The organism is uncultured Caballeronia sp. (assembly GCF_964243625.1).
GTDB lineage: Bacteria > Pseudomonadota > Gammaproteobacteria > Burkholderiales > Burkholderiaceae > Caballeronia.
This window is the reverse complement of record NZ_CAXTGZ010000181.1, coordinates 1-10,409: the sequence shown is the minus strand read 5'-3', so window position 1 is coordinate 10,409 and position 10,409 is coordinate 1. Positions and strand designations below refer to the sequence as shown.

Below are 10,409 nucleotides of genomic sequence, written 5' to 3'. Positions count from 1 at the left end.
CCGTGTTGCTGTCGCCGAGCGCGGCTGCGCTGATGGTCGGAGGACCGTCCCAGAAGCCCGTCGTCGATGCCGCACCGCCCGCGCATTGCGCGACGTTTTCGTAGACCTTCAGGTCATCGTAATGATGGCCGTCGCTGAAGCCCTTGACCGACGCCACGATCATCTTCGGGTTCAGTTCGTTCAGCCGTTCCCACGAAAACCCCATCCGGTCCAGCGCGCCCGGGCCGAAGTTCTCGACCAGAACATCGGATTCGCGGATCAGCTTCTCCAGCACTTCCTTGCCTTCAGGCTTCTTGGTGTCGAGCGTCAGCGACTTCTTGTTGCTGTTCAGCATGGTGAAGTACAGCGCGTCGGCGTCTGGAATATCACGCAACTGGTTGCGGGTTACATCGCCTGAACCGGGACGTTCAACCTTGATAACGTCCGCGCCGAACCATGCCAGTAACTGCGTGCACGCAGGGCCTGCCTGGACGTGTGTGAAGTCGATGATCTTGATGCCTTCGAGTGGTTTGCTCATGTGATGTCTCCTTTAGCTTCGCTTTACTTTTTCATCGCCGCGCTTTGCGGGTTGAGGTTCGTCAGACGGCCGCTTTCGGTGCCCGCGGCTTCATCGATCACAGCGTTGATCAGCGTCGGCTTGCCAGACGCGATGCCTTCCTGCAGCGCCTTCGTCAATTCTTCCGGCGTGGTGGCATTGAAACCCACGCCACCGAATGCCTCGATCATCTTGTCGTAGCGTGCGCCCTTCACGAACACGGTCGGCGCAACGTCCTTGCCACCGGTCGGGTTCACGTCCGTGCCGCGATACACGCCGTTGTTGTTGAACACGATGGTGACCACCGGCAGGTCGTATCGGCAGATCGTTTCGAGTTCCATGCCGCTGAAGCCGAACGCACTGTCGCCTTCGATTGCGACCACCGGCTTGCCGCTCGTCACGGCCGCACCGATCGCGAATCCCATGCCGATGCCCATGATTCCCCACGTGCCGGAGTCGAAGCGTTTGCGCGGCTCATACATGTCGATGATGCTGCGCGCATAGTCCAGCGTGTTCGCGCCTTCGTTCACCACGTTGATGTCCGGGCGCGTCTTCAACACATCGCGGATGGCGCGCAGGGCGCTGTGGAAGTTCATCGGCGACGGGTTCTGGTCGAGCGTCGCGGCCATCTTCGCGAGGTTCTTGCTCTTGCGTTCGGTGATCGCGCCGGTCCATTCGACGCTCGGCTTCGCAAAGCCGCCCGACTCAATTTCGTTCAGCAGCGCGGACACGCACGAACCGATGTCACCAATGACGGGCGCCGCGATCGCGACGTTGCTGTCGATTTCCGTCGGCGAGATGTCGATCTGGATGAACTTCTTCGGTACCGCGCCCCACGTCTTGCCCTTGCCGTGCGACAGCAGCCAGTTCAGCCGCGCGCCGATCAGTACCACGACATCGGCTTCCTGCAGCACGAACGAACGGGCAGCAGACGCCGATTGCTCATGGGTATCGGGCAGGAGGCCCTTTGCCATGGACATCGGCAAATACGGAATGCCGCTCTTTTCGACGAATGCGCGGATTTCCGCATCGGCCTGCGCGTACGCCGCGCCCTTGCCGAGCAGGATCAGCGGACGCTTCGCGCCCTTCAACACATCGATTGCGCGCTTCACGGAATCCGGGGCGGGAATCTGGCTCGGGGCGGCATCGACAACCTTGATCAGCGATTGCTGCGCCTTCACAGCGTCTATGGTTTGCGCGAGCAGCTTGGCCGGCAAGTCCAGATAGACGCCGCCAGGACGGCCAGACACGGCCGCGCGAATCGCACGTGCAATGCCCACGCCGATATCTTCTGCGTGCAGCACACGATACGCGGCCTTTGCGTAAGGCTTCGCTGCGTTCAACTGATCCATTTCCTCGTAGTCGCCCTGCTGCAAGTCAACGATCTCGCGTTCGCTTGAGCCGCTGATCAGGATCATCGGGAAGCAGTTCGTGGTCGCGTTGGCGAGTGCAGTCAGGCCGTTCAGAAAACCTGGCGCGGAAACCGTCAGGCAGATGCCCGGCTTCTTCGTCATGTAGCCGGCGATAGCGGCCGCGTTGCCCGCATGCTGCTCGTGACGGAAGCCGATGAAGCGCATACCTTCGGCTTGCGCGAGGCGCGCGAGGTCGGTGATGGGAATACCCACCAGACCGAAAATGGTGTGAATGTCGTTCAGCTTGAGTGCATCGATGACCAGATGGAAACCATCCGTCGTTTCCGCCTTCTTTTCTACTTGCGTGTCGCTTGCAGTGGCGCTCTGCGGGTTACTTACTACTTCGGCCATGACGTCTCCTCCTTTGGCGGGGTGTTTGTGTAGTTCGTGATATACAATATTCCACACACAGTATTAGTCAAGCGTCTTTTTGTTTCGATGCTTGATTGTTGCGGTGCGGCAAATCAGATGAGCCATGTTCGACGCGGCTTTCGGAAAATGGGTGTGTGCATCGCACCAAGTTGACCGGACATGCGATTTTGCGAGACACCGAAAATTCACGTTCTTGAAGGCCGAACGACTCGCCATTTATGAGTGCGCTTCGCAGACCAACGCAACCTGCGCAAACGGTTGCGCAAGACCTTACGGATGACTAAGCAAATGGTGCGGCGTACGTTCGGAAGAACTGTGGAACGCGCGATTCAATCGAGAAAATCGCAGTTCGTCTCGACGAACAGCGCAAGCTCCACCGAATGCTGGCGGACGAGGCGCTCGACGCGCTCGGTATCGCGCTGCTCCAGCGCTTCGATGATATGCATATGATCCACGATCGATCGCGACGCCCGGTCGCTCTGCGCGATCGTCATCCGCCGGATGGCGCGAACATGGACGAAGAGGTTCTTCATGGTGTCGAGGATCACCTGCGATTGCGACAAATCCAGGATCGCCTGATGGAACGCAAGATTCGCTTCCGAATACTCTTCTATATGGTCGGCCGGCGTGGCATCGCGGAAATCGTCGAACATGCGGCGCAGTCCTGCAATGTCCTCCTCCGACGCATGCAGCGTGGCGAGGCGTGCTGCCATGCTTTCAAGCGCGGCCCACATATAGATCATGTCGACGATTTCGCGCTTGGTCTTGCGCTGTATATAAATGCCGCGTCTTGGCACCGTGCGCAGAAAACCTTCCTGCTCGAGCAGCGTCATCGCTTCGCGAACTGGCGTGCGGCTTACGCCCAGCGCTTCGGTCAGTTCTTTCTCATCGAGGCGGATCTCTTCACGCGATCGATAAATATCTGCATCGGCGATAGCCTGCTTCAGTCGTGCGTACGCCTGGTCGCGCAGCGAGGCCGATGCGCTGATCGGCACGAGCGCGAGTGTCAGCGGCGTCGGGCGGAGTCCAACATACGTATCAGCCATTGAGGTGGGTGTCTCCCTGTCGGTATTCGGCGCAGCATCGTTATTTAAATATATCCAATATGGTATATCAAGAACAAGCGCAGCATAACGCTGTTTGATGTGTTCATGTGACCTCGGGTTTTCCCGGTACCTATTGGGCCGACCGACTCCGCGCCTTCATCGCGCGACCGTATAATCTGGCGCGGCATCCGGCGCTATAGCGGACCCACCCACATCTACGTAAAAGTGATCATGACCATTTCCATCTACAACGCATCCGTCCCGGTCTTCAAGCAAATGCTGACGGCTTTGTCCGAGGTGCTCCGGAAAGCTGAAGTGCACGCAACCGAAAAGAACATTGAACCGAATGCGCTGTTGCAGGCGCGCCTGTTCCCTGACATGTTCCCGCTCGTGCGCCAGGTACAGATCGCGGTGGATTTTTCTAAAGGCGTGAGCTCGCGCCTCGCCGGCGCGGAAGTACCGTCATGGCCCGACACCGAAGTGACGTTTGCCGATTTGCAGGCGCTGATCGCGAAGGCGCTGGCTCACGTTGCTTCCTTCGATGCCGCGCAATTCGAAGGCAGCGAAAACAAGGAAATCGTGCTGCGTCCGGGTACACCTAAAGAAAAGAAGCTTGCCGGCAGCGCGTACTTGCAGCACTACGGCTTGCCGCAATTCTTCTTTCACGTGACGACCGCGTACGCAATCCTGCGTCATAACGGCGTCGAGATCGGCAAGCGCGACTACATGGGCGCTTATTGATTGTTGGTCCCTGCGTATCGCTGCCGATCTTCTTGATGCGCAGCGATACGTACTAGGTGTTTCACCCGAGCGAACACGTTCCATAAGGGAAAACACAGGCCCGTTCCAGCAGCGTAATAACCCGCTATTACCCGCTTTTGTGTCAACGTTGCATACTGAAGCGACGCTATGACACGAGGCGCGCATGACCAAATATCTCCATCTGATGATCCGCGTTGAAGCGCTGGATCGTTCTATCGCGTTCTATCAAGACGCGTTCGGCATGCGCGAGTCGCATCGCCTCGATTTCGATACTTTCACTCTCGTCTATTTGCGCGACCCGGAGAGCGGCGCCGAGATCGAACTCACATTGAACAAAGGAACGACAACGCCTTATACACACGGCACGGGCTATGGTCACGTGGCGTTTGCGGTCGATGACATCGAGGCGTTTCGCGACCGGTTGTCAAGCCAGGGCATGCAGCCGGGCGATCTCAAATCACTCACGCACGACGGCGCCATTGCCGCGCGCTTTTTCTTCATCACCGATCCCGACGGCTACAAGATCGAAGTGCTATCGAGGGAGGGTCACTACGTATGAACTGAAGCGACTGCCGGTCAAACTATAAAAGGAGACAATCATGCCCAAGGCAATCCCCATTGCCGTCATCGCTGCCGAAAGCCTGCACGGTTTCGCAGCCGCTGCACCGTCTGCGCGTGTCAGCCGCAGGCACTTCCTCAAAGGTTCGGTGATGCTGTCCGGCGTACTGGTCGCCGGCACGCCCATCGCGTTGCTTGCGCCGAGCCGCGCGTGGGCGGTCGAGCTGACGCATATCGACCAGGCTCAGGCCGACGCCATCATGACGCTTGCGCGCACGCTCTATCCGCACAAGACGCTGCCCGACGCGGTCTACGCGCTCGCGGCAAAAGATGTCGACGCAAAAGCCACCGATCAGAAAACGATGGACGTGATCAAGAACGGCGTGGCGAAACTGAACGATGCATCGCAAGGAAAATGGGCCGGCAACACCGCGCTCTCCGATGCACAACGCACGGCTATCGTCGAAGCGAACCAGACCGATCCGTTCGTGCTGCTCGTGCGCGCGCAATGCGTCACTTCGCTCTACAACAACGACATGTCGTTTGCGCACTTCGGCTATGAAGGCGAGGCGTTCAGCAAGGGCGGTTACGTCGGCCGCGGATTCAACGACCTGACATGGTTGCCGAACCCGCCTGCGGCCGCGAGTCCGCCGGTCGCCTGAATCCGAACCTGAACGCGAAAATCTGCCGAGGAGGCAAGCATGGCTAAGTTCGACTACAACGACGACTCGGTCGTCGTGATCGTCGGTTCGGGCGCGGGCGGCGGGACGCTTGCGAACGAGTTGTGTCAGAAGGGCGTGAAAGTGGTGGTGCTGGAAGCGGGCAAACGGCAGTCATCGGCCACATTCATCAACGACGAATGGAAGTCCTTCGGGCAACTCGCGTGGACCGATAAACGCACGACGTCCGGTAACTGGCGCGTCGCGAAAGATTTCCCCGAATTGCCGGCGTGGATCTGCAAGACGGTCGGCGGCACGACGACGCATTGGGCGGGTGCATCGCTGCGTTTTCACGAGCACGAGTTCAAGGCGCGCACGACCTATGGTTCCATCGATCAAGCGAATCTGCTCGACTGGCCCATTACGCTTTCCGATCTTCAACCGTACTATGCGCGCGCCGAGAACAAGATGGGCGTGACGCGCACGAACGGCATTCCGGGTCTGCCGGGCAACAACAACTTCAAGATCATGTACGACGGCGCGACCAAGGTCGGCTACAAGAACTGCAATACCGGCCACATGGCAATCAACAGCCGTCCGCGAGCAGGGCGCGGTCAATGCATGCAATTGGGATTCTGTTTCCAGGGCTGCAAGTCAGGCGCGAAGTGGTCGACGCTTTACACCGAGATTCCCGCCGGTGAAGCGACCGGCCGGCTTGAAGTGCGTCCCGAGTCGCATGTCATGCGCATCGAAACGAACGCGGCCGGCAAGGCAAGCAGCGTGATCTATATGGATGCGGACGGCAAACAGCAACGTCAGCGCGCACGTGTGGTGTGCGTCGCAGGCAATTCGATAGAAACACCGCGCCTCTTGTTGTTATCGGAATCATCGAAGAATCCTGACGGACTCGCGAACAGCTCGGGCCAGGTCGGGCGCAACTATATGCGTCACACCACCGGTTCCGTGTACGGCGTGTTCAAGGAGCCGGTGCATTTTTATCGGGGAACGGTGATGGCCGGCATCATCACGGATGAAGCCGAGTTCAATCCGAAGCGCGGCTTCGCGGGCGGCTACGAGATGGAAACCATCTCGCTCGGGCTTCCTTTTGCGGCGGCCTTCTTCGACCCGGGCGCGTGGGGATCGGACTTCACTTACTATATGGATAACTACGCAAATACCGCAGGCATGTGGATAGTGGGTGAAGACATGCCGCGTGAGACGAACCGCATCACGCTGAATCACGACGTGAAGGATCAAGTCGGCTTGCCGGTCGCGAACGTTCACTACGACGACCATCCAAACGATATCGCCATGCGCGATCACGCGTTCAAGCAAGGCGAGGCGATCTACGCGGCAGCGGGCGCGGTGAAGACGTTGCGTACACCGCCCTACCCGTCCACGCACAATCTCGGCACGTGCAGGATGAGCGCGAAATCAAGCGATGGCGTCTGCAACAAACACGGCCAGACCTTCGATATCCCCAACCTCTTTATCTCCGATGGCAGCCAGTTCACAACCAGCGCCGCCGAAAACCCGACGCTCACGATTGTGTCGTTGGCGATCCGGCAATCGGATTACATCGCGGACCAGATGAAACGCCGGAGTATCTAGATGCCGGAACGGAGCCGCCATCCGGCGGCTCCGCCTTCGTGGCTTTTTGCAAGGAGCTCGTTCATGTGCAGGATCTACGCGCAAACCGATCCGATTCTCTACGAATGCCGCGCCCGCTCGGTGCGCATCAGCGGCGTGACAACCACCATCCGCCTAGAAAACCTGTTCTGGCAAACACTCTCCGAACTCGCCGCCGATAACGACATGACCACCAATCAACTCATCGCCAAATTGCATGAGGAGATCACGCAGCATCTTGGTGAGACGACGAACTTTGCATCATTCCTTCGCGTCACCTGTCTTCGATATCAAGGGCTGAGGGCAAACGCATCGATGGACTTTCGCAGCCACGTGGCGAACAGCGCGGCAGACAAGGTGGTGGGCTAAACGATGAAGAAAGTGCTGATCGGGGTGATGTGTTCGGCGTTCGTGTCGACGGCAATCACGGCCCACGCGGCGCCGGACGGAGCAGCGGCTTTATCGATTGTGCAAAAGAACAACTGCCTTGGCTGTCACGCAGTGAAAACGCAGGTCGTCGGACCGGCATATCAGGCAGTCGCGAAGAAGTACAAGAACGACCCTTCCGCGCCCGACAAGTTGTTCACGAAAGTCCGCAACGGCGGCGCGGGTGTATGGGGCGAAATTCCGATGCCTCCCAACCCCAATATCAGCGATGCCGATCTGCATACGGTCATTGCCTGGATACTTGCGGGTGCGAAGTCATAAAACACGGCGACTAGGTAAAACCCCTTATTTCGCGTGCCCTCCTCACGCACTAACCTCGCATAACTCGTAAACAGAACGGCGTTCTGTTAGATAGAACGATAAAGATGAGACACCCGTAGGAGGGTTCAATGGCAAGTCTGCCAATCGATGCGACCTCTGGATCGCACAAACCAAACGCCGGCGCGAAGGAAACCGTGCCCGGCATCAACGCACGCATCGACCGCTTGCCGGCTACGCGCTCGGTGTGGATGCTTGTTTTCCTGCTGTCCATTGGCGGATGGTTCGAATTCTACGACCTGTTTTTCACCGCCTACGTAGGCCCGGGTCTCGTGAAAAGCGGCTTGTATTCGACAACGACCGCTTCGTTCTTCGGCGTGTCGGGGTTGGGCGCGTTCGTGGCGGCATCGTTCGCGGGCTTGTTTATCGGCACGTTCTTTCTTGCTGGTATGGCCGATAAGTATGGCCGCAAAAGCATCTTCACCGTCTCGTTGCTCTGGTACTCCATCGCAACTCTCGTCATGGCATTCCAGACCACTGCACCCGCAATCAACCTGTGGCGTCTGATTGCGGGCATTGGCGTGGGCGTGGAACTCGTGACCATCGATACCTACGTCAGCGAGCTCGTGCCCAAACACTTGCGCGGGCGTGCGTTCGCATTCGTTCACCTTGTGCAATACACGGCGGTGCCGTCGGTCGCATTTTTCGCGTGGTGGCTCGTGCCGCAAAAGCCATTCGGGCTGGATGGCTGGCGGTGGGTCGTGATCATCGGGGCGCTGGGTGCGCTCGTGGTGTGGGCGATCCGTCAACGCGTGCCGGAAAGTCCGCGCTGGCTCGCGCAGCAAGGCCGTGCCGCGGAAGCAGAACATGTGCTCCATGCGCTTGAAACGAAGGTCGCCGCGCAATATGGACGTCCGCTGCCGGAACCGGTTGCGACCGTTGAACCGGCGACCACGAAAGCGGCGTTCCGAGAAATCTGGCAGCCGCCGTATCGCAAGCGCGCAATCACCATGCTCGTTTTCAACTTTTTCCAGGCAATCGGTTTCTATGGATTTGCGTCCTGGGTGCCGACGCTGCTCGTCTCGAAAGGCGTCACGATCACGCACAGCTTGCTGTATTCGTTTGTTATCGCAATCTCGAATCCGTTCGGGCCGCTGATTGGCATGGCGATCGCAGACCGTATCGAACGCAAGACGCTGATCGTATTGTCCGCATTGGGTATTGCCGTGTTCGGCAGTTTGTTTGCAACGCAGACATCGCCCGTCATGCTGATGATTCTCGGCGTGTTGATCACGTTGTGCGGCACCTTGCTTTCGGTCGGTTACCACGCGTATCAAACCGAGCTTTTTCCGACGCGGCTGCGGGCGCGCGCCGTCGGTCTCGTTTATTCCATCTCGCGTCTTTCCGCCATGTTCTCGGGTTTCATGATTGCGTTCGCGCTGCGTCACTTCGAAGTGACGGGCGTGTTCGCGTTGATCAGCGCGTCGATGATCATGGTGATGGGTGCCATCGGCATCTTTGGACCGCGTACGAACAATCGCAATCTGGACGAGATCTCGCATTGACGCCTGGCGGTCAGGTTGCATGGATTTTTCGGCTTTAAACAAGAGGGTTTGACATGACGCTTCCGTTAGCTGGAGTGCGGGTGCTGGATTTATCGAATGTGCTGGCCGGGCCGTTTTGCGCCTATCAACTCGCGCTGCTTGGCGCCGAGGTCATCAAGGTCGAGCATCCCGAAGGGGGCGATCTTGCGCGCAGGCTCGGCGCCGATAAAGAAGCATCGGCGCGTGACATGGGGGCATCGTTTGTTGCGGTGAATGCAGGCAAGCAATCGATCACGCTGAATCTGAAAGACGCACGCGGCAAGGAAATTCTTCGTTCGCTCGTCAAGACCGCGGACGTGCTGGTCGAGAATTTCCGGCCAGGCGTGATGACGCGGCTTGAACTCGGCTACGAAGCGCTCAGCGAGATCAATCCGAAACTTGTCTATTGCGCTATCTCCGGATTCGGTAAGGATGGCGAACTATCGAAACGCCCCGCTTACGACCAGATCATTCAAGGCATTTCGGGCGTGATGAGCGTCACCGGCGATTCCGACAGCGCGCCGCTGCGCGTGGGTTATCCGGTGTCCGATACGGTTGGCGGACTCACCGCCGCGTTCGGCATTTGCGCCGCGCTGGTCGATGCACGCGCAAACGGCCGCGGCAGGATGCTCGATGTATCGATGCTCGAAGCCACGCTTTCGACCATGGGCTGGGTTGTATCGAATTATCTGAACGCGGGCGTCACGCCTTCGCCCATGGGCAACGAGAACTTCACGGCCGCGCCTTCGGGCACGTTCAGGACGGGCGACGGTTTGCTCAATATCGCCGCAAACGAAACCAAGCAGTTCGTGAGTTTGTGCCGCTTGATCGGCCGCCCGGATCTGGCCGATGACCCGCGTTTCTCCGAGCGCAATGCACGCAAGATCAATCGGGCGGCGTTGAAGCTGGAGATAGAAACCGCGTTGGCGTCGGACAGCGCGGTGAACTGGGACGCGAAATTCATCGAAGCCGGCGTGCCCGCCGGGCGAGTGATGTCGGTGCCGGAAATCCTCGCGCATCCGCATATGGTCTCGCGCGAGTTCGTGCACGAATTCAATGGCGATGACGCCGCAACCCGCCAACGCGTGACTCGCGCGGGTTTTCGTTTCGCCGATGCCGACACCGCGCCGACATCGCCCGCGCCCGAG

General features: G+C 58.8%; 11 protein-coding genes. 8 read left to right on the top strand and 3 right to left on the bottom strand.

Features of this window, described 5'->3' with window-relative positions:
* The 3 genes from ACFFAR_RS14375 to ACFFAR_RS14365 form a co-directional block, all read right to left on the bottom strand.
* On the bottom strand, positions 1 to 517 hold a 517-nt coding region (locus tag ACFFAR_RS14375), incomplete at its 3' end, for a CoA transferase (protein WP_375508039.1).
* 23 nt (positions 518 to 540) lie between these two features.
* Positions 541 to 2,298 (bottom strand): oxalyl-CoA decarboxylase, encoded by a 1,758-nt coding sequence (gene oxc, locus ACFFAR_RS14370; protein WP_062001248.1) that lies wholly within the window; start codon positions 2,296 to 2,298, stop codon positions 541 to 543.
* Between the two features lie 350 nt (positions 2,299 to 2,648).
* Complete coding sequence (locus ACFFAR_RS14365) at positions 2,649 to 3,365, bottom strand: FCD domain-containing protein (protein WP_174362753.1); 717 nt, start codon at positions 3,363 to 3,365, stop codon at positions 2,649 to 2,651.
* 231 nt (positions 3,366 to 3,596) lie between these two features.
* Between ACFFAR_RS14365 and ACFFAR_RS14360 the strand changes: the two genes are divergently transcribed.
* The 8 genes from ACFFAR_RS14360 to ACFFAR_RS14325 form a co-directional block, all read left to right on the top strand.
* On the top strand, positions 3,597 to 4,106 hold the full coding sequence (locus ACFFAR_RS14360; protein ID WP_174362752.1) for a DUF1993 family protein: 510 nt from the start codon (positions 3,597 to 3,599) through the stop codon (positions 4,104 to 4,106).
* Positions 4,107 to 4,290: 184 nt separating this feature from the next.
* Entirely contained in the window at positions 4,291 to 4,686 is a 396-nt protein-coding gene (locus tag ACFFAR_RS14355; RefSeq protein WP_174362751.1) for a VOC family protein, read from the top strand.
* Between the two features lie 40 nt (positions 4,687 to 4,726).
* The gene (locus ACFFAR_RS14350; RefSeq protein ID WP_375508038.1) at positions 4,727 to 5,347 is read left to right on the top strand and encodes a twin-arginine translocation signal domain-containing protein; all 621 of its coding nucleotides are present in this window, start codon (positions 4,727 to 4,729) and stop codon (positions 5,345 to 5,347) included.
* A 39-nt stretch (positions 5,348 to 5,386) separates the two neighbouring features.
* Positions 5,387 to 6,955: a GMC oxidoreductase gene (locus tag ACFFAR_RS14345; RefSeq protein ID WP_174362750.1), complete on the top strand. Its 1,569-nt coding sequence runs from the start codon at positions 5,387 to 5,389 to the stop codon at positions 6,953 to 6,955.
* Between the two features lie 63 nt (positions 6,956 to 7,018).
* Positions 7,019 to 7,342 (top strand): ribbon-helix-helix domain-containing protein, encoded by a 324-nt coding sequence (locus tag ACFFAR_RS14340; RefSeq protein WP_174362749.1) that lies wholly within the window; start codon positions 7,019 to 7,021, stop codon positions 7,340 to 7,342.
* Between the two features lie 3 nt (positions 7,343 to 7,345).
* The gene (locus tag ACFFAR_RS14335; RefSeq protein WP_174362748.1) at positions 7,346 to 7,681 is read left to right on the top strand and encodes a c-type cytochrome; all 336 of its coding nucleotides are present in this window, start codon (positions 7,346 to 7,348) and stop codon (positions 7,679 to 7,681) included.
* Between the two features lie 128 nt (positions 7,682 to 7,809).
* A complete protein-coding gene (locus tag ACFFAR_RS14330) occupies positions 7,810 to 9,243 on the top strand; it encodes an MFS transporter (RefSeq protein ID WP_375508037.1) in 1,434 nt (477 codons plus the stop codon).
* A 53-nt stretch (positions 9,244 to 9,296) separates the two neighbouring features.
* On the top strand, positions 9,297 to 10,409 hold a 1,113-nt coding region (locus tag ACFFAR_RS14325), incomplete at its 3' end, for a CoA transferase (RefSeq protein ID WP_174362747.1).

Excerpts from the sequence above, each read along its gene's own strand:
- oxc (WP_062001248.1), bottom strand. The coding sequence starts at position 2,298 with ATGGCCGAAGTAGTAAGTAACCCGCAGAGCGCCACTGCAAGCGACACG.
- ACFFAR_RS14365 (WP_174362753.1), bottom strand. The coding sequence starts at position 3,365 with ATGGCTGATACGTATGTTGGACTCCGCCCGACGCCGCTGACACTCGCG.
- ACFFAR_RS14360 (WP_174362752.1), top strand. The coding sequence starts at position 3,597 with ATGACCATTTCCATCTACAACGCATCCGTCCCGGTCTTCAAGCAAATG.
- ACFFAR_RS14355 (WP_174362751.1), top strand. The coding sequence starts at position 4,291 with ATGACCAAATATCTCCATCTGATGATCCGCGTTGAAGCGCTGGATCGT.
- ACFFAR_RS14350 (WP_375508038.1), top strand. The coding sequence starts at position 4,727 with ATGCCCAAGGCAATCCCCATTGCCGTCATCGCTGCCGAAAGCCTGCAC.
- ACFFAR_RS14345 (WP_174362750.1), top strand. The coding sequence starts at position 5,387 with ATGGCTAAGTTCGACTACAACGACGACTCGGTCGTCGTGATCGTCGGT.
- ACFFAR_RS14340 (WP_174362749.1), top strand. The coding sequence starts at position 7,019 with ATGTGCAGGATCTACGCGCAAACCGATCCGATTCTCTACGAATGCCGC.
- ACFFAR_RS14335 (WP_174362748.1), top strand. The coding sequence starts at position 7,346 with ATGAAGAAAGTGCTGATCGGGGTGATGTGTTCGGCGTTCGTGTCGACG.
- ACFFAR_RS14330 (WP_375508037.1), top strand. The coding sequence starts at position 7,810 with ATGGCAAGTCTGCCAATCGATGCGACCTCTGGATCGCACAAACCAAAC.